This is a genomic window from Pseudarthrobacter oxydans (genome assembly GCF_013314975.1).
GTDB lineage: Bacteria > Actinomycetota > Actinomycetes > Actinomycetales > Micrococcaceae > Arthrobacter > Arthrobacter oxydans.
The window spans coordinates 24,000-48,009 of record NZ_JABTYH010000017.1 but is presented as its reverse complement, the minus strand read 5'-3'; the positions used below and the strand labels follow the sequence as shown (position 1 = coordinate 48,009).

Below are 24,010 nucleotides of genomic sequence, written 5' to 3'. Positions count from 1 at the left end.
CGCGACCATGATCAAGGAATTCCGGCTGCCGGACCTGGGCGAAGGCCTCACCGAATCGGAGATCCTCAGCTGGAAAGTGGGGGTGGGCGATACCGTCTCGCTGAACCAGGTGATCGCCGAGGTTGAGACGGCCAAGGCGGTGGTGGAGCTTCCGTCCCCGTTTGCCGGGGTTATCAAGGAACTCCACGAGCAGCCGGGCACCGTTGTGGAGGTGGGCAAGCCGATCGTCTCCTTCGAGGTGGCGGACGACGCCGGCCCGGCACCTTCGGCGGCAGGCGCCCCTGCCGCTTCGGGCCAGGATGCGGGCCAGGATGCGGGCAAGGGCGCAGGGGATGCGGCGGGGCAGGCAGCGGGGGAGAGCTCCGCCGGGACTCCCCGGAGGGAGCCTAACCTCGTAGGCTACGGTGCCGTCGTCGAAAGCACCGGCCGGCCCGTGCGGCGCCCGCGGACCTTCCCCGCGGCTGGTCCTGTCGATGCCTTTGCCGCGGAGACCAGGCCCGCGGCAACCATGCGTGGGGAGGCCGCGCCTGCTGACACGACGCCCGCGGCAACCATGCGCGGCACAGGCAAAACCCCCGCGGTTGAGCACCTCGCAGCTGCGTCCGACCAGCCCGCAGGCGAGCGCCCACGGTCCACCCCGCCTGTCCGGAAGCTGGCCAAAGACCTTGGCGTGGACCTGGCCAGGATTACCGGTACCGGACCCCAGGGGCTGATAACCCGGGAGGACGTCCGGCACTTCATGGACGGCCAGTCCGCGGAGGCAGGGTCGCCCGGCGAGGCTGCCGCGGATCAGGGTGGCGGGAAGGCCGGCCAGGGTGAGCGGGAAACGCGCACCGCCATCAAGGGTGTCCGCAAGTTCACGGCTGCCGCCATGGTGCAGAGTGCCTTCACCGCGCCGCACGCCACCGAGTTCCTGACTGTCGACGTCACGCCGTCCATGGAACTGCTCGCCAGGCTCCGGGAGGGCAGGGAGTTCGCGGGCGTCAAGCTCACACCGCTGACCCTGGCCGCGAAAGCTGTACTGATCGCCCTCCGGCGCAATCCTTCCCTCAACTCGCGCTGGGACGGGGAGAACCAGGAGATCGTCACGTTCCATTACGTGAACCTGGGCATTGCAGCCGCCACGCCCCGGGGGCTCACGGTCCCCAATATCAAGGGCGCGGATTCGCTGTCCCTTGTCCAGCTGGCTCAAGCCCTGTCAGCGCTCGCCGACACGGCCCGCGCCGGAAAGACCCCTCCGTCCGACCTCACGGGAGGCACAATCTCCATCACCAATATCGGTGTTTTCGGGATTGACGCCGGCACGCCCATCCTCAACCCCGGCGAGGCGGCAATCCTTGCCCTGGGGGCCGTGCGCAGGATGCCCTGGGAGTACCAGGGGGACGTTGCCCTGCGCCAGGTCATGACCCTCAGCCTGTCCTTCGACCACCGGCTGGTGGACGGCGAACAGGGCTCACGCTTCCTTGCCGACGTCGGTGCCATCCTCGCTGATCCCGGCCTGGTGCTGACCATGGTGTGACCCCTGGAGTTTTTGTCCGGAGCCGCAGGCTTCCCACCGGTTCAAGCCTGCATATCCGGACAAAAACTCCGGGCTTCAGGGGGTGGTTCGGCAGTCCGCCAGCAGTGCGGCCAGGGCCATGCTTTCGAGCAGGGGCCGGGCGGTTCCGGACGCCATCTTCCGGCCGTGGCTGCGCACCGAGTGGGGGGTGGAGTTGATGAGCCCGAACGTGGCATGGGCCCGCATCCGGAGCTCCGAAGCGTCGGTCTCCGGATGGAGATCCGCGAGGACCTCCACCCACACCTCCACATAGCTCCGTTGGAGGGTCCTGACCGCCGCCTGGTCCTCATCGGAGAGGCAGCTGAAATCCCTGTCCTGGACCCTGATGACGTCCGGCTTGACCAGCGCGAAGTCCACCTGGAATGCCACCAGGCCGCGCAGGGCCGCCAGGGGATCGGCGTTTTCCGCCGCCACCCGGCGTCCGCCGTCCAGGAGTTCCTGGCTGACGGTGACCAGCAGGTCCGCCAGGACCGCCTGCTTACCGGGAAAGTGGCGGTATACGGCCGGGCCGCTGACGCCGGCGGCAGCCCCCAGATCCTCCAGGGAGACGCGGCTGAACCCGTGCAGCGCAAACAGCGAAGCTGCAGCGGACAGCAGCGCCTGGCGGCGGTTCTCCTTGGCCCGGCTGCGCTGGGTTGGGCCGGTGGACTCGGGTGCGCTGCCGGGCTGGGTTGCGCTGCCGGGCCGGGTCGTGCTGCTTGCCGCAGCGGCGTCGGTGCTTGGCACAATTCCTCCTCGGGACCCCGGAAGTCTAGCAAGGCAGCTGTTGTGTTGGACATCACAGTTAATCGAGACTAACCTGAATTTCAGTTATTGGGCACTAACCGAGCTGGCTTTCTTGCCCCCGGTCGGAACAGGAACAGGACGCGTCGATGGAGACCCTCGCCAGCAGGATCGACCCCGCCAGCAGCACTTACCTGGCGAACCGCGAAGCGCAGCTGCTGCTGACGGAGGACCTGCGGAAAAGGCTCGCGGACGCTGCCCTGGGCGGACCGGAAAAGTCGAGGCAGCGGCATATGGGCCGGGGCAAGCTCCTGCCCCGCGAGCGCATCGACCGGTTGCTGGATGACGGCAGCCCATTCCTTGAGATCGCCCCGCTGGCCGCCAACGGCATGTACAACAACGAGGCTCCCGGCGCGGGCGTCATTGCCGGCATCGGCCTGGTCCACGGCCGCCACGTGCTGGTGATTTCCAACGACGCCACGGTCAAGGGCGGGACCTACTATCCGCTGACGGTGAAGAAACACCTGCGGGCCCAGGAGATAGCCTTGGACAACAGGCTGCCGTGCATCTACCTGGTGGATTCCGGCGGTGCCTTCCTGCCCAAACAGGATGAGGTGTTTCCGGACCGGGACCACTTCGGCCGTATCTTCTACAACCAGGCCCGGCTGTCAGCGGCCAAAATTCCCCAGATCGCCTCGGTCATGGGGTCATGCACGGCCGGCGGCGCCTACGTGCCGGCCATGAGCGACGAAACAGTGATTGTCCGGAACCAGGGCACCATCTTCCTGGGCGGGCCTCCGCTGGTGAAGGCTGCCATCGGCGAAATCGTCACCCCGGAGGAGCTCGGCGGCGGGGAAGTCCATTCGAGGATCTCCGGCGTCACCGACCACCTCGCGGAAAACGATGAACACGCACTGCAGATCATCCGGGACATCGTGTCCACGCTCCCGCCTTCTGCGCCGCCCGCCTGGGAGGTGGACGCCGCCGTCGAACCAACGGCTGCGCCGGCGGAACTCTACGGTGCCGTCCCCACGGACGTCAACGCCGCCTACGACGTCCACGAGGTCATCGCCCGGCTGGTGGACGGCAGCAGGTTCCACGAATTCAAGAAGGAGTACGGCGCCACGCTGGTCACCGGGTTCGCGCGGCTGCACGGGCACCCGGTGGGGATCGTGGCCAACAACGGTGTGCTCTTCAGCGAATCCTCCCTCAAAGGGGCCCACTTCATTGAACTCTGCGACCAGCGCGGCATTCCGCTGGTGTTCCTGCAGAACATCTCCGGCTTCATGGTGGGCAGGGACTCGGAACAGGGCGGCATCGCCAAGAACGGGGCCAAGATGGTCACCGCCGTAGCCACCGCCCGGGTGCCCAAGCTGACAGTGGTCATCGGCGGTTCCTTCGGTGCCGGCAACTACTCCATGTGCGGACGTGCCTATTCACCGCGGTTCCTGTGGATGTGGCCGGCCGCCCGGATCTCGGTCATGGGCGGCAACCAGGCCTCAAGCGTCCTCGCCACCGTCAAGCGGGACCAGTACGAAGCCGCCGGACAGGAATGGTCCGCCGAGGACGAGGAAGCCTTCAAGGCGCCCATCCGGCAGCAGTACGAGGACCAGGGCAGCCCGTACTACTCCACGGCCCGCCTCTGGGACGACGGCGTGATCGATCCGGCCGACACACGCACCGTCCTGGGCCTGGCACTGGACGTGGTGGCCCGCACGCCGTTGCCGGAAACCTCCTTCGGCCTCTTCAGGATGTGAGCGAGCATATGACCACCCCTTCCCTGGCCGGCACCCCCGCCGCCACCCGGCCCATGTTCGGCACCGTCCTGGTGGCCAACCGCGGCGAAATCGCCTGCCGCGTGATCCGGACGCTCAAGGCCCTGGGCATCCGCCCCGTGGCCGTCTACAGCGATGCCGACGCCGGCGCCCGGCACGTACGCGAAGCGGACACCGCCGTCAGGATCGGCCCGGCAGCCGCCACGGAGAGCTACCTGAACATCGGGGCGATCATCGAGGCCTGCCGCAGGACCGGTGCGGAGGCCGTGCACCCCGGCTACGGCTTCCTCAGCGAGAACGTGGAATTCGCCCGGGCCCTGGAAAAGGCCGGGATCGCGTTCATCGGCCCGGGCGTGGAAGCCCTGAATATCATGGGGGACAAGATCCGGTCCAAGAACCATGTGGCCGGCTACGGCGTCCCCGTGGTGCCCGGCGTGGCACAGCCGGGAATGACCGATGCGCAGCTGGCTGACGCGGCCGCCGGCGTGGGTTTTCCGCTGCTGATCAAGCCCTCCGCGGGCGGCGGGGGCAAAGGCATGCATGTGGTGCAGCGCCCCGAAGACCTTGCGGCCACGCTGGCCACGGCCAGGCGGGTGGCGGCCAGTGCGTTCGGCGACGACACCCTGTTCCTGGAACGCCTGGTCACCACCCCGCGGCACATCGAGGTGCAGGTCCTGGCGGACAACCACGGCAACGTCATCCACCTGGGCGAACGCGAATGTTCGCTGCAGCGGCGGCACCAGAAGGTCATCGAGGAGGCGCCGTCGCCGCTGCTCGAGGGCCTGCCCGACGGCGCCGCCATCCGCGCCCGCATCGGTGAAGCAGCCTGCAACGCGGCCCGCAGCGTGAACTACAGCGGCGCCGGAACGGTCGAATTCCTCGTCTCCGACGACGCGCCGGACCAGTTCTACTTCATGGAGATGAACACCAGGCTGCAGGTTGAGCACCCCGTTACGGAGATGGTCACCGGCATAGACCTCGTCGAGTGGCAGGTGCGGATCGCCGCCGGCGGGGAACTCACCGTCCGGCAGGCCGACGTCGAACTTCACGGCCACGCCGCGGAAGCGCGCGTCTACGCAGAGGTCCCCGAGAGAAACTTCCTGCCCTCCACCGGAACGGTGCTGCTGCTGGACGAACTGCCCGGTCCGCAGCAACGTCCCGGCGCCCCCGCCCGCGTGGCAATGGAAACGGGCCGCGGCAGGGTGCGCGTGGACTCATCCCTGATGGAGGGCGTGGAGGTTTCCTCCAGCTACGACCCCATGATCTCCAAGGTCATCGCCTGGGGGGAGGACCGCACGGCCGCGCTGGACACCCTGGATGCGGCGCTCGCCGGCTATACGGCGCTCGGGCTGGATACGAACGTGGAATACCTGCGGCTGCTGATCAACGATGCCGATGTCCGCGCCGGACGGCTGGAGACCGGGCTGATCGAACGCAAATTGCCCGGTTTGTCCTTCCGGAGGGCTGCCGACGCCGAGCTGGCGGTGGCAGCGCTCTTCACGCTCGCCATGGAGGGACAGAACAACACGCCCCCCGCGCCCGGGCCCTGGCAGGCGCGCAACGGCTGGCGGCTCGGGGCACCGGCGCCGCGCCTGGTCAGCCTGGGAACGCCCGACGGCGGCGTTGCGGCCGTGCGTGTCAGCGGCGGCCGGGATACGGGCGCGGAAGCGGACGGGACGGCTTCGGACGGCACTGCCCTGGACAGCACTGTTTCCGGAAGGACGTTCCTTGTGGCAGTGGGGGACGGGCCTGCGCGGCCGGCACGGCTGGAATTCCCCTCCCGGCGGCAGGCAGTGCTGACCCTCGACGGCCGCACCAGTACGTACTCCATTGCGCCGGTCTTCCGCGGCCCGGCGGACCCAACACGTGATTCGCCGGTTGTCGGCATACCCGCGGAACTGTTCCTGGGCAATGGGGGCTGGTCCTGCCGGCTGGACGTACTGAGCCGGGAAGCGCGGCTTGACCGGGTGCTTGCGGCCCTCCAGCGGGAGGAGGGTGCCACCGATCCCGCGGTGCGTTCACCCATGCCGGGAACAGTGGTCTCGGTTCCGGTCAGTGACGGGGACACCGTTGCGGCCGGCCAGCTTCTCGTCTCGGTCGAGGCCATGAAGATGGAGCACCAGCTGGTGGCCCCGCTGGACGGCACCGTCCATCTCACCGCCCGCCCCGGCGACCTGGTGAAGGCGGACCAGGTGCTGGCCACCATCCACCCCCGCGCGGGAGACGAAGGCGCAGGCACAAACACCGACACAGATGCATTCAAGGGCGAAGGAGCCTAGACATGGCAGGTTTTGAACTCAGCGAGGAATACCAGGACCTCAGCGACACTGTCCGGGACTTCGCGGACACGGTGGTGGCGCCCGTTTCCGCCAAGCACGACGAGGAGCACAGTTTCCCGTACGGCGTCGTCAAGCAGATGGCGGAAATGGGGCTGTTCGGCCTGCCCTTCCCCGAGGAATTCGGCGGCATGGGCGGGGACTACTTCGCGCTGGCCCTCGCCCTGGAGCAGCTGGGCCGGGTGGACCAGTCCGTGGCCATCACCCTGGAAGCCGGCGTCTCGTTGGGAGCCATGCCCATCTACCGCTTCGGCACGGACGCCCAGAAACAGGAGTGGCTGCCCATGCTCGCGTCCGGCCAGGCGCTCGCAGGCTTCGGGCTGACAGAACCCGAAGCAGGATCGGACGCGGGCGGCACCAAAACCACGGCGCGGCGCGAGACTGTCGGAGACAAGACAGAGTGGGTGATCAACGGCAACAAGGAGTTCATCACCAACTCCGGAACCGACATCACCAGGCTGGTGACGGTCACCGCCGTTACGGGGCAGAAGGAACGCGGGGACGGCACGGTGCAGAAGGAAATCTCCACCATCCTGGTGCCCACGGACACCCCCGGGTTCAAGGCGGAAAAGCCGTACAACAAGGTGGGGTGGAACGCCTCGGACACCCACCCGCTGACGCTGAAGGACGTCCGCGTTCCGGAAGGGAACCTGCTGGGGGCGGAGGGCCGCGGCTACGCCAATTTCCTGTCCATCCTGGATGAAGGGCGGATCGCCATTGCCGCCCTGGCTGCGGGCGCAGCACAGGGCTGCGTGGACCTGTCAGTCAAGTACGCCAAGGAGCGGAGCGCCTTCGGCCACCAGATCGGCAAGTACCAGGCCATCTCCTTCAAGATCGCGCGCATGGAGGCCCGTGCCCACACCGCGCGCCTGGCCTACTACGATGCGGCGTTCCGTATGCTTGCCGGAAAGCCGTTCAAGACCCAGGCGGCCATCGCTAAGATGGTCGCAGGCGAGGCAGCCATGGACAACGCGCGGGATGCCACCCAGGTATTCGGCGGCTATGGCTTCATCAACGAGTTCACCGTGGCACGCCACTACCGCGACTCCAAGATCCTTGAAGTGGGGGAAGGCACCACGGAGGTGCAGCTGATGCTGATCGCCCGCGAACTGGGTCTGTAGTACTGGCACTGTAGTAACTGGCACCGTAGCCGGCCTGAGAGGATCACCGATGATTGACAAGGTTGTTGCCAGCGCTGGGGAAGCCGTAGCGGACATCCCGGACGGAGCGTCCCTGGCGGTGGGCGGATTCGGCCTCTGCGGAATCCCCGTGACCCTCATTGACGCGCTGCACCAGGCAGGGACAACGGACCTGGAAACCGTCAGCAACAACTGCGGCGTGGACGACTGGGGACTCGGCATCCTGCTCCGGGACGGGCGGATCCGCCGCACCGTCAGCTCCTACGTGGGCGAGAACAAAGAGTTCGCACGGCAGTACCTGGCCGGCGAGCTTGAAGTGGTGCTCACCCCGCAGGGCACCCTGGCCGAGAAGCTGCGCGCCGGCGGCGCCGGGATCCCCGCCTTCTACACCAAGGCGGGCGTGGGCACCCAGGTGTCAGAGGGCGGGCTGCCCCAAAAGTACGACGCCGACGGCGGGATTGCCGTGGCCTCCGCACCCAAGGAGGTGCGGTCCTTCGGCGGGGTCGACTATGTGCTGGAGGAAGCCTTGACCCCGGACTTCGGGCTGGTCCATGCCTGGAAAGGTGACCGGCACGGAAACCTGGTCTTCCACGCCACCGCCATGAACTTCAACCCCCTGTGCGCCATGGCCGGCAGGATCACCATTGCCGAGGTGGAGGAACTCGTGGAGCCGGGCGAGCTGGACCCGGAACACATCCACACCCCGGGCATCTTCGTCCAGCGCGTGGTCCTCGCCGCCAACGCGGAGAAACGCATTGAAAAACGGACCGTGGCCCTGGCCCGCCCCGGACAGGCAGCATCCGCAGACAACGCCGGCGACCCCCGGCAGGCAGGAGCATAGCCATGGACCCCAACAGCCCCGACGCTCCCCGGCCCGAAGGCGTCCGCCCCGAGTACCGCCGGGCCGCGGCGCAGCAGCACGAGGTGCAGGCTGACGGAGCCGGCGCCAAAGGGTGGACCAGGAACGAACTTGCCGCCCGGGTGGCCAAGGAGCTCAGCAACGGCCAGTACGTCAACCTCGGCATCGGCATGCCCACCCTCATCCCCAACTACATCCCCGATGGCGTGGAAGTGGTGCTCCACTCGGAGAACGGAATCCTCGGCGTCGGACCCTATCCGGAGGAAGACGCCATTGATCCGGACCTGATCAACGCCGGCAAGGAGACCGTGACCGTCAACAAGGGGGCTGCCTTCTTCGATTCGGCTTCGTCCTTCGGCATGATCCGCGGCGGCCACGTGGACGTGGCCGTCCTGGGTGCCATGGAGGTGGCCGCCAACGGCGACCTGGCCAACTGGATGATTCCGGGCAAGATGGTCAAGGGAATGGGCGGCGCCATGGACCTGGTGTTCGGGGCCAAGAAGGTGATCGTGATGATGGAGCACGTGGACCGCAACGGGAACCCGAAGATCGTCCAGCAATGCTCCCTGCCGCTGACCGGCAAAGGCTGCGTGGACCGGATCATCACGGACCTGGCCGTCATCGACGTCGTGGCGGACGAGTACGGGTCCCGGCTGGTGCTGCGCGAACTGGCGCCCAACGTGTCAGCGGAGGACGTTGCCGCCGCCACCGGGGCCGAGCTGTTCGAAGAGGACCAGGAACTGACAGTATGAGCGGCGCCGCGGCAGGCCCAGCCGACGGGGAACCGCGGGTGATCGAACAGCGGGGACTGTACTTCGAGGAACTGGAAGAAGGGGTCACGTACGCCCACCGCCCCGGCCGCACCGTAACAGAGGCGGACAACGTCCTCTTCACCACGCTCACCATGAACACCCAGGCCCTGCACCTGGATGCCGCCTGGAGCGCCGGGCAGCCCTTCGGCCAGCGGCTCATCAACTCCATGTTCACACTGGCCACAATGGTGGGCCAATCCGTTTCCCAGCTGACGCAGGGGACCATCATCGCGCAGCTGGGCCTGACGGAGGTCTCGTTCCCGCACCCCCTCTACCACGGCGACACGCTCTACACCGAGACGGTCATTAGCGGAAAGCGGCTGTCGGGCTCCCGGCCCGGGCAGGGAATCGTCACCATGGAGCACACCGGCCGCAACCAGGACGGCACGGTGGTGGCACTTGCCACGCGGAGCTGCCTGATGTGGACGCGGGAAGCCCATGCGGGCCAGCCCGGCAGCGGGCAGGGGAACGGACAGGAGACAATGCCGGTATGACTTTTGTGATGGGCCCCGCCCTGCTGTTCTGCCCCGCCGACCGGCCCGAGCGCTACCAGAAGGCCGCTGCCCGGGCGGACGCCGTGATCCTGGACCTCGAGGATGCCGTGGCACCAGCGGACAAGCAGCGTGCCCGCGGCGCCATCCTCGCCCAACTGGGGACCACCGGGGTCGAGCCGGAGCTTGAACCCAGCTGCACCATCGTGCGGGTCAATCCTGCCGGCACCGAGGAGTTCGAGAAGGACCTTCACTGCCTTGCCCACACGCCCTACCGGACGGTCATGCTGGCCAAGGCGGAAACTGTCCAGCAGCTCGAAGCCCTGGACGGCTACAAAGTCATCGCGCTGTGTGAAACAGCGCTGGGAGTCCTCAACGCCTCCGCCATTGCCGCCGCCCCCAATGTGGTGGGCCTGATGTGGGGGGCAGAGGACCTGCTGGCATCGCTGGGCGGAACGTCCAGCAGGAAGTCCGACGGCGGCTACCGGGACGTGGCGCTGCACGCCCGTTCCGCCGTGCTGCTGGCTGCGCGCGCCCACGGCAAGGAAGCGGTGGACGCGGTGTACACGAACATCCCGGACCTTGCCGGGCTGGAGGTGGAAGCGGCCGACGCCGTCGCCTCCGGTTTCAGCTCCAAAGCGTGCATCCATCCGAGCCAGGCCGCCGTGGTCCGGGCCGCCTACGCACCCTCCGCCGCTGAAGTGGCGGACGCTGAAGCCCTCCTGGAGGCGGCAGCATCCGCCGGCTCCGGAGTGTTCAAGCACCAGGGAAAGATGATCGACGGCCCCATCCTCAAGCACGCGCAGGAAATCATCCGCCGCGCCCAGGCCATCGGGTAGCCGGCCCGCTCATCCCGGCCGCCCGGGCGACCGCCGCAGTGACAACGGCGGAATCGGCTCGTAGAGCAGCGTCCGCACCCAACGGTTCCCGGTCTGCCTGAACTCTTCCCGGCCGGCAAAGCGGTAGTGGTAGCTGCGCACGCGCACCCAGCGTGGCGGTGCGCCGTCGAACGGGTCATGGCGGAGGAGCCGCAGGGTCTGGCGGTCCGCCTCCAGCAGCTTTCCCAGGAAGGCATAGAACCATTCCTCGTGGACGGTCCTCAGCGGCAGGAACCACATCAGCCAGTCCAGCCGCAGGTGGTAGGGAGCCCATTGGCGGGGGAGCCTGCGGACGTCACCCGGCTTGCCCCTGAAGCCGTACTCACGCCAGTCGGAGGTGTCGTCCGGATCCTCGTCGAGGGTTCCCTCCACCACAATCTCGATCCGCTGCTTGGTCACGGTGCCAAATGCCCCATAAGTGTTGACCAGCTGCCACCGGTTGAAGCTGGCGTTCATCAGCTGGCGGCGGGAGAAAAGGTTGCGCAAAGGCCAGTAGCTGAGGACCACCAGCAGCAGCGTGGCCGCCAGGGTGAGGGCCAGCCACCACAGGGGAGCCTCCCTCTCGACGCCCGCCTGGCCGTGCCAGTCCAGGGGGATGGCCGGCAGCACGGCATGCGCAACGGGGTCGCTGACGGCGGCGAAGGCAAGCACGATGGCAATCCAGTTCAACCAGGCGAAGTTGCCGGTGGCCACCAGCCACAGCTGCGTGAAAATGACGATGCCCGCGGCCACGCTGGCGATCGGCTGGGGCGCGAACAGGAAGAACGGCACCACCAGTTGGGCGAAGTGGTTGCCGAGGACTTCAACCTTGTGCAGGGGCTTCGGCAGGAGGTGCGCCTGCCGGCTCAGCGGCCCCGGCATCGGCTGGGTCTCGTGGTGGTAGTACAGGGCCGTCAGGTCGCGCCATTCCCGGCCGCCGCGGATCTTGATCATCCCGGCACCGAATTCCAGGCGGAACACGAGCCACACGATCAGGATCAGGATGGTGCGCGGCGGGTCCGTCTGGTCCGAGCCCAGGAAGGCAACGGTGAAGCCGGCCTCCAGGAGCAGCATCTCCCAACCGAAGCCGTAGAACGTCTGCCCCACATTGACGATGGACATGTACAGCAGCCACAGGGCCAGGAACGCGATGAGCGGAACCCATGGCGGGCCCTGCTGCGGGATGCCGGCCACCAGCAGCGCCGACACCAGCAGCCCGGCGGCGCACACCCAGCGCAGCAGCCGGTCCGTGTACCGCCAGCGGAACAGGGTGGGCCGCCGCAGGCGGCTGAAGCCGGACAGGAAGTCAGGTACCGGGAGGAGGCCACGCTCACCCAGAAGCGCCGGGAACTGGTTCAGTGTGGACAGGAACGCAACGAAGTACAGGGCCGCCACGCCCCGCTGCAGTACCTGCCGGGCGAATTCGTATTCCGGCGCATCAAACCAGGAGAGCCAGTCCACGCAGTCCACGTTACGCCGACCCCCGCCAGGGAGGCCACAGGGGAATGCCACCGCGGGAGGCCACCGGGGAATGCCACTAGGATCGAGGGATGTTCGTGCTGGTGCTGGTCGCCGTTATTGCAGGCGCGCTGGCCCAGCGGATCGCGGGCCTGGGCTTTGGGCTGCTCGTTTCCCCGGTGCTGGTGGTGCTCCTGGGCCCTTTCGACGGCGTGATGATCATCAACCTTTGCGGCGCCACGTCGTCGCTCCTTATCCTCTCCCGGGTGTGGCGGCACGTGGCCTGGAAGAAGTACTTCGGGCTGGCGCTCGCAGCGTTGGCCGGCGTACTGCCCGGCGCCTGGCTGGCGAGTAATGTCCCGGAGGCCCCGCTGGAGATCTGCATCGGCGTCCTGCTCATCACCGCCCTGCTCGTGTCCCAGCGGCTGACCCGGAGTTCCTGGCGTGCCAGCGGCCCCGTCCCCATGGCATCCCTGGGGTTCTCCAGCGGCCTGATGAATGCCGCAGCGGGCGTAGGCGGTCCTGCCATTACGGCCTATGCCATTGCCACCCGCTGGGAGCAGAAGAGCTTCAGCGCCACCCTGCAGCCGTATTTCATCACCACCGGCTTCACGTCGCTGCTCAGCAAATACGTGCTGTCCGGCGGGCACGTGCCCGCGTTGGAAGGCTGGCAGTGGCTGGCGATCCTGGCGGCGATGGTGACGGGCATTGTTGCCGGCGACCTGCTGGCCGGCCGGGTGCGCCCCGCGTCCGCCCGCCGCATCGTCACGGTCATTGCCTACCTGGGTGCCGTGGCCACGCTGGCCAAGGGCCTGCTGGAACTCGTGGCTGCCTGAGTGCTTGGCCGGGTGCCCGGCCCGCACAAACATGTTTTGCTGGATCCATGACACGTGTTGCGGTAATAGGTGCAGGTATCGTCGGGCTGTCCGCAGCCCATTTCCTCCAGAAGGCAGGTGCGGACGTCACCGTCTACGAGTCCGGGACCCCGGGCTCAGGGCAGTCGGCCGGGGAGTCGAGGATCTTCCGGCACGCCCACGACGACGTCCGGCTGGCCGCGTTTGTGCGTCACAGCCGCGCCCTCTGGCGGGAGTGGGAGGCGGAGTTCGGCGTGGAACTGGTCTCCAGCGCCGGTGCGGTGGCTATCGGGGACAGCGTGGAGGACAAGCTCCGCGTTCTCAGCGGCCTGCCGGAAGTTCCCGTAAAGCTGCTGGCACCCGGACAACTTGCGGCCGCGCTGCCGATCCTCGCGGACTTCCAGGGCAAGGCGATGCTCGATGCCCACGGCGGGGCAATCCAGACCCGCGCCGCATTCGAGGCCCTGGCGGGCAAGCTCGGGGACGCCCTCGTGGCGGACCACGTCATGGCGGTCCGGCCCGCTGCCGGCCAGGGCGTGGAGGTCCGGACCGGGACCCGCGTGGACAGGTTCGACCACGCGGTCCTGTGCGCCGGGCGCGGCACGGCAGCCCTGGCACGGGGCGCCGGACTGGACATTCCTGTGGAACTCGCCGCGCACGCCCGCGTGACGTTCCGCGTGCGGGATGTCCAGCCCGCTCCGCTGCCAACATTCCAGGACGGCAGCGGGGTATTCGGGGAGACGGGCGTTTACGCGGCGCCCTCGGCCGACAACCTGCGCTACTCGGTGGGCCTGAGCGAAACAACCGAAGTGCGCCAGGACGGCAGCCTCGCCGACCCGGCGGCGCTGGAGTCGTTGGCGGCACGTGCGGCAGCCTACGTGCGGACCGCGCTCCCCGGCCTGGATCCCGTACCGGCCGGCTACGTCCACTGCTGGGTCACCCGGCTGCCGTGGGGCGATGACGGGGTGGGAATCTGGTCTGCCGGCAGCGTCAGCGCCGTGGCCGGGCACAACCTCTTCAAGCAGGCACCGGCACTGGGCGAGGCGCTGGCGGAAACAGCACTGTCCGGCGTCGTGCCCGCTGTGCTGCGGCCTGAATCACAGCTCGGAAAGTCCTGAACGGCCGGGCAGCACGGTGCGGGATACTTAAGCAATGCAGCCACGCAGAATCGTCCTCCTCGGATCCACCGGTTCCATCGGCACCCAGGCGATTGACGTCGTCGACGGCGCCCCGCACCTTTTCGAGGTGGTGGCCCTCAGCGCCGGGGGAGGCAACCTGGAGCTCCTCGCCCGCCAGGCAGTGCACACCGGCGCGTCCGTGATCGGCATTGCCGGCGGTGACCCCGGAAAGCTGGCATCGCTGGTGGCCGACGCTGCCGCGGCGGCGGGAAAGCCCGGCTACCGGCCGGAGATCATCGCCGGACCGGACGCCTCCACGCAGGTCGCCGGCGTCGAGGCGGACGTGGTGCTCAACGGAATTACCGGATCGATCGGACTGGCCCCCACGCTGGCCGCCCTGCGCTCCGGCGCCACACTGGCCCTGGCCAACAAGGAATCCCTCATTGTGGGCGGATCGCTGGTGAAGGCTGCCGCCCGGGAAGGGCAGATCGTACCCGTCGACTCCGAGCATTCAGCCATCGCCCAGTGCCTGCGCTCGGGCTCGGCCGGGGAAGTGGAAAAACTCATCCTGACCGCCTCCGGCGGTCCCTTCCGCGGCAGGAACAGGGACGAACTGCACGGGGTCACCCCGCAGGAAGCCCTGGCCCACCCCACCTGGGACATGGGCGTCATGGTCACCACCAACTCGGCCACGCTCGTCAACAAGGGCCTGGAAGTCATCGAGGCGCACCTGCTCTTCGACGTGCCGCTCGACCGGATCGACGTGGTGGTCCATCCCCAGTCCGTGGTGCACTCCATGGTGCAGTTCATCGACGGTTCCATCATCGCCCAGGCATCCCCGCCGGACATGCGGCTCCCCATCGCGCTGGGACTGGGCTGGCCGGACCGGGTGCCCAAAGCCGCCGCTGCCTGCGACTGGACGCGCGCGGCCACCTGGACCTTCGAGCCACTGGACACGGAAGCCTTTCCCGCCGTCGGACTCGCCAAACACGCAGCGGGGCTGGGCAGCACGTTCCCCGCCGTGTTCAACGCCGCGAACGAGGAAGCCGTCACAGCCTTCCACGCCGGGCGCATCAGGTTTACGGACATTGTGGACACGATCGATGCCGTCCTCAGCGAACACCCAGGGTCCTCCGGGCTGACGGTGGAGTCAGTGCTGGATGCTGAAAGCTGGGCACGTGCCCGCGCCAACGAACGTTTAGCAGTCAGAAGTCTCTAGGAAGCAGCAGCACGTCAATGACCCCCGTCCTCCTTTTTGTCCTCGGCGTCGTCTTTGTGGCGATCGGCATTGCCGTGTCCATTGCGCTGCACGAAGTGGGGCACCTGGTGCCCGCCAAGCTGTTCAAGGTCCGCGTCACCAAATACATGATCGGCTTCGGCCCCACCCTCTGGTCCAGGCGGAAGGGTGAAACCGAATACGGTGTGAAGGCCATCCCGCTGGGTGGCTTCGTGTCCATGATCGGCATGTACCCGCCCAACAAGGACGACGGCTCCGTCCGCCCCTCCAGCACCGGCATGTTCCAGACCCTGGCCACCGAAGCCCGGTCCATGGCCCACGAGGAAGTGGGGCCGGGTGACGGGAAGCGGGTGTTCTACCGGCTGCCGGTCTGGAAGAAGGTCATCGTGATGCTGGGCGGTCCGGCCATGAACATGGTCCTCGGCGTGCTCCTCACCGCTGTCCTGCTCATGGGCTTTGGCGTGGCCACAGCCACCACCACCATCTCCGAGGTGTCCAAATGCCAGGTGGCGGCTGGGGAGACCGTGGACCCGGATTCGGCGGATTGCCAGCCCACGCCCGCTGCCGCGGCCGGCCTCAGGCCCAACGACAGGATCACCTCCTTCGACGGCAAAGCCGTGACCGGCTGGGACCAGCTGACGGAATGGATCCGGGCCTCCGCAGGGCGCGAGGTGGGCATTACCGTTGAGCGGGACGGCGCCCAGGTGTCCACCACGGTGACCCCGGTGCTGTCGGCCCGGCCCGTCATCGGGGCGGACGGCCGCCAGGAAACGGACGACGCCGGCACCCTCCGCTACCAGGACGTCGGCTTCCTCGGCATCGGCTCCCAGACCGAACTTGTGGCCCAGCCGGCGTCGTCCGTCCTGCCCATGGCGGGGGAGAACATCCGCCAGGTGGCAGGCGTAGTGTTCAACCTGCCGGCCCGCGTGGTGGGTGTGGCAAAGGCTGCCTTCAGCGAGGAACCCCGCGACCCCAACGGCCCCATCAGCGTGGTGGGCGTAGGACGCGTCGCCGGGGAAGTTGCCGCCATGGAAGAAATCCCGGTGCAGTCCCGGCTGGCCGCACTGATCGGGCTGCTGGCGGGCCTGAACTTCGCACTCGCTGTCTTCAACCTGATACCGCTGCTGCCCCTCGACGGCGGCCACGTTGCCGGTGCCCTGTACGAGGGGGCGCGGCGCCAGGTGGCCAAGCTGTTTGGCAAACCCGACCCGGGCGCGTTCGACATCGCCAAGCTGCTGCCTGTGACCTACGTGGTGGCCGCCCTGCTGATGGGCATGAGCGCCCTCCTCATCTACGCCGACATCGTGAAGCCGGTGAACCTCTTCGGCTGACACTGGGTCCTCCATCCGGAGGGACGCCGTGCAGCCACTTCAGGAAGGGCGCCCACATGAATCCGCAGGACACCGGCCGCTGGATCCGCGCGGGACTGTGGGTGCTGCCTGCATCCTGGCTTCTCACCGCATGGTCTTCCCTGGAGCCCCAGCCGGACCAGGAGATTGACCCCGCAGCCTGGGCCCGGTTCGTCAGTTCGGACTCCTATCAGGTCAGCCATCTCGTCGGCAGTACGGGAGGCACCCTCCTGGCGGTCTTCGGGCTCTTTGCGCTGGGCTGTTTTCTGGCGGGCAGCCAGTCAGGACGCCTGGCGCTGGCGGCAATGGTCATGGCGGTTGCCGGTACCACGCTGCTGTTGGTGCCTGCAGTTGTTTCCACCTTCGTGACTCCGGCAGTGGGCAGGGCTTACCTGGCGGGAAACCAGGATGTCATGCAGCTTGAGTTCCCTGGATCGATGTCGGCGGCGTTTATGGCCGGGCTCCTGCTTGCTTTTGCCGGGACTGTCCTGCTCGGCGTCGCGGCCTGGCGTTCACGCATGCTCCCGCGGTGGGCAGGAGCACTGTGGGTGGCCGGCGCCGTCGTGTTTTATGCCCTCGGGGTGGTCATGGGGCTGGCAACTACGGGGAGCAGCCTGCCCACGCAAAGCGCCGGAGCTGCGCTGCTGGCCGTGGCCGCCGGTGGGATTGCCTGGCGTGGTACCCGGAAGGGGCGGGAGTTGCCTCCTGCAGGGTGACTGCCAAAAATCAGCCTATTTCGACTGATATTAAATAATCAGCCAGATATGTTTGATTAGCGATACTCACCTGCGTACGGTTAGGGCATGTACGTCCTCACCATCGACCAGCAGGGCAGCACCTCCGATATCGACCGCGTCCCGGAACTGATCGCCGCCTTGCGGAACCTTACGCCCGTGCCCTTCGAGCGTTCAGTCGGCGATGAACTCCAGGGAGTGGTGGAACAGGCTGCCGATGTGGTGGATGTGGCACTGCACGCGCTCCGCGACGGGCACTGGTATGTGGGCATAGGAATCGGGGCGGTGGGGCTGGCACCCGGTGCCAGCCCGCGCGAGGGCTCCGGCAGCGGCTTCGTGGCGGCCCGCAAAGCCGTGGAACTCGCCAAGGGCGCCGCCGGCCAGGTTCCGTTGTCAGTGGTGTCCGGCACCATGGTCCGCAGCAAGGATCTTCAAGCCCACGCCGGGGAGGACGCCATGGCCAGCGCCAATGCCCAGGCGGTGCTCCGCCTGATCGGACGCCTGGTGCAGCAGCGCACCCAGGCTCAGTGGCGGGTGGTGGACCGGCTGCGGGCCATCCAGGGTGAAGCCAGGCATGGCAGCCAGAAGCAGGTTTCCCGGGAGTTGGGAATAACCGAACAGTCGGTGAGCCGTGCCGTGCTGCGGTCCGGGTGGCAGGAAGAATGGGCGGCGAGGCCGGCAGCCGCCATGCTGCTGGACTACGCGCACTCCCTGGCCGCCCGCACTTCAACGGAAGGAAACCAGTGAACGCACTCTGGATTACGGTTGCGCTGCTCGTTGCCGGATTCGCCGGGTGGCCAGTCACCGCACTGGTGTTCCGGTTGGCAAGGACCATCGATGACAGGGCAGACGCAGCCAAGGCTGCGGAGGATGCCACAAGGGCCGCCGAGGATCCGTCCGCGGATGTGACGGTTGACCTGCCGCCAGCCGGCGGGTCCCAGGGTGTCGATGGCGAGCTGACCGCAGCCGCCGATGCGCCGCCGTCGGGTTCTGCCGGCTCCGGACCGGCCGCTCCCACCCAGCGGATCCTTCGGGGCGGTGCCATCATCGGCATCCTCGAGCGGCTGGGGGTGTGCCTTGCCATCCTTACCGGCCAGCCGGTGGCCATCGCCTACATCGTGGCCATCAAGGGCCTGGGCCGGTTCGCGGAGCTCAAGGAAACACCGGTGGCGGCTGAACGGTTCATTATTGGAACGCTCACGTCCATGCTGTGGGCGGCAGGAACAGCCGCAGCCATCAAGGTCCTCTTCCTTGCCTGAGCCAGGGCACCCTGTTCCGTTGCCGCACAGCCCCTCCGGCCAGGCGAGTCCACACTCCGGATGGGTGCGAAGCCAGGCAGGGAGATAGGGTAGCGGTATGACAGTTTTTGCCGTTGAGTACGTTTATGCCGCCGATTCCACAGAAGCCCGCAACGAGGCCCGGCCAGCGCACCGCGAATGGCTCGCGGGCCTGGCGGAGGATGGAGCAGTCCTTGCCAGCGGTCCTTACGGTGACGGCGCGGGAGCGCTCCTGATCTTCAAGACAGCAGACGAGGCCGCCCTCAACTCGATCCTTAAGCAGGATCCCTTCGCCGCTGCCGGAGTCATCGCCGGGACACGCATCACGGAGTGGTCACCCATCATCGGCGTGCTCGCCGGCCTCACCGCCTAAGCCGCCTCCCTTTTTCAATCTCTAGGAGTCCACGTGACCTCGGTCAGCCTGGGAATGCCCTCAGCACCGCCACCCGTCCTTGCCCCCCGCCGCAAGACCCGGCAGATCAAAGTCGGTTCCGTGGGCGTGGGATCTGACTCGCCCATCAGCGTGCAGTCCATGACCACCACCCCCACCACGGACATCAACGCCACCCTGCAGCAGATTGCGGAACTGACAGCGTCCGGCTGCGACATCGTTCGCGTCGCCTGCCCTTCCGCTGACGATGCCGAGGCACTGCCCATCATTGCCCGGAAGTCGCAGATCCCGGTGATTGCGGACATCCACTTCCAGCCCAAGTACGTCTTCGCGGCGATCGAGGCCGGCTGCGCGGCAGTGCGCGTCAACCCGGGCAACATCCGCAAGTTCGATGACCAGGTCAAGGAAATCGCAGCTGCCGCCCGCGACCACGGGACGTCCATCCGCATTGGCGTGAACGCCGGATCCCTGGAACCGGGCATCCTCAAGAAATACGGCAAGGCCACCCCCGAAGCCCTCGTGGAATCTGCTGTCTGGGAAGCGTCCCTCTTCGAGGAGCATGGTTTCCACGACTTCAAGATCTCGGTCAAGCACAACGACCCCGTCATCATGGTGGCGGCCTACGAGATGCTGGCGGAAAAGGGCGACTGGCCCCTGCACCTTGGCGTCACCGAGGCCGGCCCGGCGTTCCAGGGCACCATCAAGTCGGCCACGGCCTTCGGCGCGCTCCTGTCCAAGGGCATCGGCGACACCATCCGGGTATCCCTCTCGGCCCCGCCGGTGGAGGAAATCAAGGTGGGAAACCAGATCCTTCAGTCCCTCAACCTGCGTCCCCGCAAGCTCGAAATCGTCTCCTGCCCCTCCTGCGGCCGTGCCCAGGTGGACGTGTACACGCTGGCCGAGCAGGTCACTGCCGGGCTCGAGGGAATGGAGATTCCGCTGCGCGTAGCCGTCATGGGCTGCGTGGTGAACGGACCCGGTGAAGCCCGCGAAGCCGATCTTGGTGTTGCCTCAGGCAACGGCAAGGGCCAGATCTTTGTGAAGGGCGAGGTCATCAAGACTGTCCCCGAGAGCCAGATTGTTGAGACACTGATCGAAGAGGCCATGCGTATCGCGGAAGAGATGGGGGAGGCCGATGGCGAAGATGCTGTCAAGGGTAGCCCCGTGGTTAGCGTCTCGTAAGGACGTCCCCGACCCGCCGGGGATTTCCGTCCGCACCCTTGACGGGGACGACACTGCTGCCCTGGTACTCCTGGCGCAGCGTGATCCGGTCTCCAACGTGTTCATCCTCGCGCACCTGCGCGCAGCCGGCACCGCCGCTCCCACCAGCGGCGGTGCCGGTGTCCTGGGCGTGTTCGACGACGGCATCCTGGCCGGTGCGTGCTGGGCCGGAGCCAACCTGGTGCCGGTCCAGCTTGATCCCACCCTGGCCGGAGTGGTGGCTGCCGCCGCGAACAGGTCCGGACGCCGCTACGCATCCGCCTTCGGGCCGGCCACCGCAGTGCTCGCGCTGCACGCGGAGCTTGTTGAACTGGGACACCGTGCGCACGAAGTCCGCCCAGACCAGCCGTTGATGACCATCACGGAGCCGCCCTCCGTGGAGCCGAACCCGGGGCTGGGGCGTGGAAACCTGGCGGACTTCGACCGCATCCTGCCGGCCTGCGCCGCCATGTTCGAAGAGGAAGTGGGGTATTCACCCTTCCTGGGCGGCAGGGAATTCTACAGCCGCCGCGTGGAAGGGCTGATCCGGCAGGGCCACTCCCTGGTGCACCTGAACGAAGCCCGCGAGGTGGTGTTCAAGGCCGAGCTCGGTGCCGTCACCTCCGAGGTCACGCAGATCCAGGGTGTCTGGATGAACCCGGTGTACCGGGGCCAGGGCCTGAGCGCCGGGTACATGGCTTCGGTGGTGGAGCAGGCACGGAAGATCGCGCCCGTCACCAGCCTCTACGTCAACGGCTTCAACACCCGGGCGCGGGCAACCTACGAGCGGGTGGGCTTCAACCAGGTGGGGACCTTCGCGACCGTGCTCTTCTAGGCGATTGAGGTGTCCGTTGATGGCAGGAAAATGGGAAGCACTTGTCATCGTGCGCTGCATCACATAGGTTCGATCTAGCTGCGCTGGAGTGGCGTGGGCGGTCTCACCAGTCCTCACCAGTACTTGGGCGATAACGGCGTCGAGCCACGCCCGGATGCGATGACCAGCCTCTTGGGGGGCCAGGGGCTTTGCATGTCCGGGCGTGGCTCAACTGCGTTCCAGGGTGTTTTGTCTGCCGGGCGGCGCCCCTCACAACCGGGCCGCCGGAAAGGCCCCCGCAAGCCGGTAGATTAGTACCCAGACGAAATGCCCGGCCTGCTGTTGCTCCAGCACCTCCCCAGAAACGGATACCCACCCGTGGTTACAAGACTGTCCCAGCTGTTCCTGCGCACCCTGCGTGAAGATCCCGTCGACGCCGAAGTGGCAAGCCACCGGCTCCTGGTCCGCGCAGGCTACATCCGCCGCGCCGCCCCGGGCATCTACACCTGGCTGCCGCTGGGATTGAGCGTGCTCCGCAAAGTGGAAGCCATCATCCGGGAGGAGATGGCCGGCATTGGGGCGCAGGAAGTCCATTTCCCGGCCCTCCTGCCCCGCGAACCGTATGAGGCCACCAACCGCTGGACCGAGTACGGCGAGGGACTGTTCCGGCTCCAGGACCGCAAGGGTGCCGACTACCTGCTGGCCCCCACCCACGAGGAAATGTTCACCCTGCTGGTCAAGGACCTGTACTCGTCCTACAAGGACCTCCCGCTGAGCCTCTACCAGATCCAGAACAAGTACCGTGACGAGGCCCGTCCCCGGGCGGGCCTCCTGCGCGGACGCGAGTTCATCATGAAGGACTCCTACTCGTTCGACGTTGACGACGCCGGCCTGGACGCCAGCTACGCCGCCCACCGCGGTGCCTACCTGCGCATCTTCGAGCGCCTGGGCCTGGAGGTCATTCCCGTTACCGCGACGGCCGGTGCCATGGGCGGGTCCAAGAGCGAGGAATTCCTGCACCCGACGGACATCGGCGAGGACACGTTCGTGCGCTCCGCAGGCGGCTACGCAGCCAACGTTGAGGCCGTCACCACGGTTGTCCCGGCGGACATCGACTTCAGCGCGGCCCCCGCCGCCGAAGTCCGCGACACCCCGGACACGCCCACCATCGACACGCTGGTGGCCGCCTCCAACCAGATCGCGCACCGCAGCGAGGCCGACGGCGGCGCGTGGACTGCCGCCGACACGCTGAAGAACGTGGTGCTCGCCGTCACCCTGCCCACCGGAGAGCGCCAGCTGGTAGTCATCGGCGTACCGGGCGACCGCGGCGTGGACCTGAAGCGCGTTGAGGCAAACATCGGCTCGTTCCTGCCCATCGGCGGGGAGATCGGCCTGGAAGCGGCCAACGACGACGACCTCAAGAAGCAGCCGCTCATCGTCAAGGGATACCTTGGTCCCGGCCTGTCACTTGACGAGCCCCTGCTGGGCGCCGAAAGCGCAACGAAGCTCCTGTACCTGGTGGACCCCCGCGTGGTCCGCGGCACCTCCTGGATCACCGGCGCCAACGAGGCCGGCAAGCACGTCTACGGCCTGGTGGCCGGACGCGACTTCACGTGGGACGGCGTCATCGAGTGCACCGACGTCCGCGAAGGCGACCCCGCCCCGGACGGTTCCGGCCCGCTGGAGACTGCCCGCGGCATCGAGATGGGGCACATCTTCCAGCTCGGCCGCAAGTACGCAGAAGCCCTGGAACTGAAGGTCCTGGACCAGAACGGCAAGCAGGTCACCGTCACCATGGGCTCCTACGGTGTCGGTGTCACCCGGGCCGTTGCAGCACTGGCCGAGTCGAACCACGACGCCAGGGGACTCGTCTGGCCGCGGGCTGTTGCCCCGGCCGATGTCCATGTCGTCGCGGTGGGCAAGGGCGAGGAGATCTTCGCAACCGCAGAGCGGCTCGCAGCCGAACTTGAGGCAGCGGGGCTCGACGTCCTCCTCGACGACCGGCCCAAGGTATCGCCCGGGGTCAAGTTCGGGGACGCGGAACTGGTGGGCGTTCCCACCATCCTGGCTGTCGGACGCGGCCTGGTGGACGGCGTTGTGGAGATCAAGGACCGCCGCAGCGGCGACGCCGAGAACGTGGCGGTGGACAAGGCTGTTGACTACGTAGTCAACGCTGTCCGCACCAACTGACGCAACGGTGGAGTTCGGACTCGAATCCCTCGGGCTGGCAACTCTCCTTTTGATCGTGCTGGCCGGCTTTGCCGCCGGATGGGTTGACGCAGTGGTGGGCGGGGGCGGGCTGATCCAGCTCCCGGCCCTGCTGCTGGTCCCTGGGATCACCCCCGTCCAGGCGCTGGCCACGAACAAAATGGGGTCCATCTTCGGTACCGCCACGAGCGCCGCCACCTACTACCGGCGGGTTGGGCCCGACCTGAAGACGGCCCTGCCCATGGCGGTAATTGCCCTGGCGGGCAGCTTTGGCGGTGCCGTCCTGGCGGCAAACCTGCCCGCCAGCGTGTTCAAGCCCATCATCGTCACGGCGCTGGTCGCCGTCGCGCTTTTCACAGCCCTGAAACCGGACGTCGGCGGCATCACCGCGCTGCGCCACGATGGCCACAAGCACTATGTGGTGGCCTGCCTGATCGGAGCCGTCATAGGTTTCTACGACGGCCTCATCGGGCCGGGGACGGGCTCTTTCCTGGTCATCGCGCTGGTCTCGGCCATGGGGTATGCCTTCCTTGAGGCCAGCGCCAAGGCAAAAATCGTCAACATGGCCACCAACGCGGGGGCACTGCTGTTTTTCCTGCCCCACGGGTCCATCCTGTGGGGCGTGGGCCTGCTGCTGGGGGCGGCGAACATGGCCGGCGGTTACCTGGGCGCCAGGACGGCCGTGAAGCAAGGGAGCCGGTTCGTCAGGGTGGTCTTCCTGCTGGTGGTGTCGGCATTGATCATTAAGCTCGGCTACGACGTCTGGCAGGAAAACTTCGCCTGATATTGCCCGTCACCAGGGCCTCGTGGGCGCTGGCAG

At 67.4% G+C, this 24,010-nt stretch carries 22 protein-coding genes; 20 read left to right on the top strand and 2 right to left on the bottom strand.

Going from position 1 to position 24,010, the window contains the following annotated elements; translation table 11 throughout:
- Nucleotides 1–7: 7 nt before the first annotated feature.
- A complete protein-coding gene (locus tag HTS88_RS12560; RefSeq protein WP_174178844.1) occupies nucleotides 8–1,519 on the top strand; it encodes a dihydrolipoamide acetyltransferase family protein in 1,512 nt (503 codons plus the stop codon).
- Nucleotides 1,520–1,594: 75 nt separating this feature from the next.
- Here HTS88_RS12560 and HTS88_RS12555 read toward each other — a convergent pair whose 3' ends face one another.
- The gene (locus HTS88_RS12555; protein WP_174178842.1) at nucleotides 1,595–2,284 is read right to left on the bottom strand and encodes an SACE_7040 family transcriptional regulator; all 690 of its coding nucleotides are present in this window, start codon (nucleotides 2,282–2,284) and stop codon (nucleotides 1,595–1,597) included.
- A gap of 146 nt (nucleotides 2,285–2,430) precedes the next feature.
- On the opposite strand from HTS88_RS12555, the gene HTS88_RS12550 reads away from it, so the two are divergent.
- Genes HTS88_RS12550 through HTS88_RS12520 form a run of 7 tightly spaced genes read left to right on the top strand, consistent with a single transcriptional unit; the run spans nucleotide 2,431 to nucleotide 10,532 of the window.
- Nucleotides 2,431–4,038 (top strand): carboxyl transferase domain-containing protein, encoded by a 1,608-nt coding sequence (locus HTS88_RS12550; RefSeq protein ID WP_174178840.1) that lies wholly within the window; start codon nucleotides 2,431–2,433, stop codon nucleotides 4,036–4,038.
- 8 nt (nucleotides 4,039–4,046) lie between these two features.
- Complete coding sequence (locus tag HTS88_RS12545; protein ID WP_174178838.1) at nucleotides 4,047–6,335, top strand: acetyl/propionyl/methylcrotonyl-CoA carboxylase subunit alpha; 2,289 nt, start codon at nucleotides 4,047–4,049, stop codon at nucleotides 6,333–6,335.
- Nucleotides 6,336–6,337: 2 nt separating this feature from the next.
- Complete coding sequence (locus tag HTS88_RS12540; protein ID WP_174178836.1) at nucleotides 6,338–7,513, top strand: acyl-CoA dehydrogenase family protein; 1,176 nt, start codon at nucleotides 6,338–6,340, stop codon at nucleotides 7,511–7,513.
- A gap of 49 nt (nucleotides 7,514–7,562) precedes the next feature.
- Entirely contained in the window at nucleotides 7,563–8,372 is an 810-nt protein-coding gene (locus HTS88_RS12535) for a CoA transferase subunit A (RefSeq protein ID WP_174178834.1), read from the top strand.
- 2 nt (nucleotides 8,373–8,374) lie between these two features.
- Nucleotides 8,375–9,142 carry a CoA transferase subunit B gene (locus HTS88_RS12530; RefSeq protein ID WP_174178832.1) on the top strand — a complete coding sequence of 256 codons (768 nt, stop codon included), beginning with the start codon at nucleotides 8,375–8,377 and terminating at the stop codon, nucleotides 9,140–9,142.
- Nucleotides 9,139–9,696, top strand: a complete 558-nt coding sequence (locus HTS88_RS12525) for a MaoC family dehydratase (RefSeq protein WP_174178830.1) — start codon at nucleotides 9,139–9,141, stop codon at nucleotides 9,694–9,696. The genes HTS88_RS12530 and HTS88_RS12525 overlap by 4 nt, the downstream gene beginning before the upstream one ends.
- Nucleotides 9,693–10,532, top strand: a complete 840-nt coding sequence (locus HTS88_RS12520) for an HpcH/HpaI aldolase/citrate lyase family protein (RefSeq protein WP_174178828.1) — start codon at nucleotides 9,693–9,695, stop codon at nucleotides 10,530–10,532. The genes HTS88_RS12525 and HTS88_RS12520 overlap by 4 nt, the downstream gene beginning before the upstream one ends.
- 9 nt (nucleotides 10,533–10,541) lie before the next feature.
- On the opposite strand, the gene HTS88_RS12515 is transcribed toward HTS88_RS12520, so the two are convergent.
- Nucleotides 10,542–12,011, bottom strand: a complete 1,470-nt coding sequence (locus tag HTS88_RS12515; RefSeq protein ID WP_174178826.1) for a lipase maturation factor family protein — start codon at nucleotides 12,009–12,011, stop codon at nucleotides 10,542–10,544.
- 89 nt (nucleotides 12,012–12,100) lie between these two features.
- Between HTS88_RS12515 and HTS88_RS12510 the strand changes: the two genes are divergently transcribed.
- The 12 genes from HTS88_RS12510 to HTS88_RS12455 all read left to right on the top strand — a co-directional run bounded on the left by HTS88_RS12510 (nucleotide 12,101) and on the right by HTS88_RS12455 (nucleotide 23,974).
- Nucleotides 12,101–12,844, top strand: coding sequence for a TSUP family transporter (locus HTS88_RS12510; protein ID WP_174178824.1), 744 nt, complete (start codon nucleotides 12,101–12,103; stop codon nucleotides 12,842–12,844).
- Between the two features lie 47 nt (nucleotides 12,845–12,891).
- On the top strand, nucleotides 12,892–13,980 hold the full coding sequence (locus tag HTS88_RS12505; RefSeq protein ID WP_174178822.1) for an NAD(P)/FAD-dependent oxidoreductase: 1,089 nt from the start codon (nucleotides 12,892–12,894) through the stop codon (nucleotides 13,978–13,980).
- Between the two features lie 34 nt (nucleotides 13,981–14,014).
- The gene (gene dxr, locus HTS88_RS12500) at nucleotides 14,015–15,199 is read left to right on the top strand and encodes a 1-deoxy-D-xylulose-5-phosphate reductoisomerase (protein WP_174178820.1); all 1,185 of its coding nucleotides are present in this window, start codon (nucleotides 14,015–14,017) and stop codon (nucleotides 15,197–15,199) included.
- Nucleotides 15,200–15,216: 17 nt separating this feature from the next.
- On the top strand, nucleotides 15,217–16,548 hold the full coding sequence (locus HTS88_RS12495) for a M50 family metallopeptidase (protein WP_174178818.1): 1,332 nt from the start codon (nucleotides 15,217–15,219) through the stop codon (nucleotides 16,546–16,548).
- 56 nt (nucleotides 16,549–16,604) lie between these two features.
- Nucleotides 16,605–17,282 (top strand): DUF4386 family protein, encoded by a 678-nt coding sequence (locus tag HTS88_RS12490; RefSeq protein ID WP_174178816.1) that lies wholly within the window; start codon nucleotides 16,605–16,607, stop codon nucleotides 17,280–17,282.
- Nucleotides 17,283–17,369: 87 nt separating this feature from the next.
- The gene (locus HTS88_RS12485) at nucleotides 17,370–18,047 is read left to right on the top strand and encodes a MarR family transcriptional regulator (protein WP_174178814.1); all 678 of its coding nucleotides are present in this window, start codon (nucleotides 17,370–17,372) and stop codon (nucleotides 18,045–18,047) included.
- Nucleotides 18,044–18,559 (top strand): hypothetical protein, encoded by a 516-nt coding sequence (locus tag HTS88_RS12480; protein ID WP_174178812.1) that lies wholly within the window; start codon nucleotides 18,044–18,046, stop codon nucleotides 18,557–18,559. The genes HTS88_RS12485 and HTS88_RS12480 overlap by 4 nt, the downstream gene beginning before the upstream one ends.
- 97 nt (nucleotides 18,560–18,656) lie before the next feature.
- Nucleotides 18,657–18,950 (top strand): YciI family protein, encoded by a 294-nt coding sequence (locus HTS88_RS12475; RefSeq protein WP_174178810.1) that lies wholly within the window; start codon nucleotides 18,657–18,659, stop codon nucleotides 18,948–18,950.
- Nucleotides 18,951–18,983: 33 nt separating this feature from the next.
- Nucleotides 18,984–20,150, top strand: a complete 1,167-nt coding sequence (ispG, locus tag HTS88_RS12470) for a flavodoxin-dependent (E)-4-hydroxy-3-methylbut-2-enyl-diphosphate synthase (protein ID WP_066274770.1) — start codon at nucleotides 18,984–18,986, stop codon at nucleotides 20,148–20,150.
- Complete coding sequence (locus tag HTS88_RS12465; protein ID WP_174178914.1) at nucleotides 20,113–21,003, top strand: GNAT family N-acetyltransferase; 891 nt, start codon at nucleotides 20,113–20,115, stop codon at nucleotides 21,001–21,003. Before ispG ends, HTS88_RS12465 begins: the two co-directional genes overlap by 38 nt.
- Nucleotides 21,004–21,360: 357 nt before the next feature.
- The gene (locus HTS88_RS12460; RefSeq protein WP_174178808.1) at nucleotides 21,361–23,172 is read left to right on the top strand and encodes a proline--tRNA ligase; all 1,812 of its coding nucleotides are present in this window, start codon (nucleotides 21,361–21,363) and stop codon (nucleotides 23,170–23,172) included.
- 7 nt (nucleotides 23,173–23,179) lie between these two features.
- Nucleotides 23,180–23,974: a sulfite exporter TauE/SafE family protein gene (locus HTS88_RS12455; RefSeq protein WP_174178806.1), complete on the top strand. Its 795-nt coding sequence runs from the start codon at nucleotides 23,180–23,182 to the stop codon at nucleotides 23,972–23,974.
- The last annotated feature ends 36 nt before the right edge of the window (nucleotides 23,975–24,010 follow it).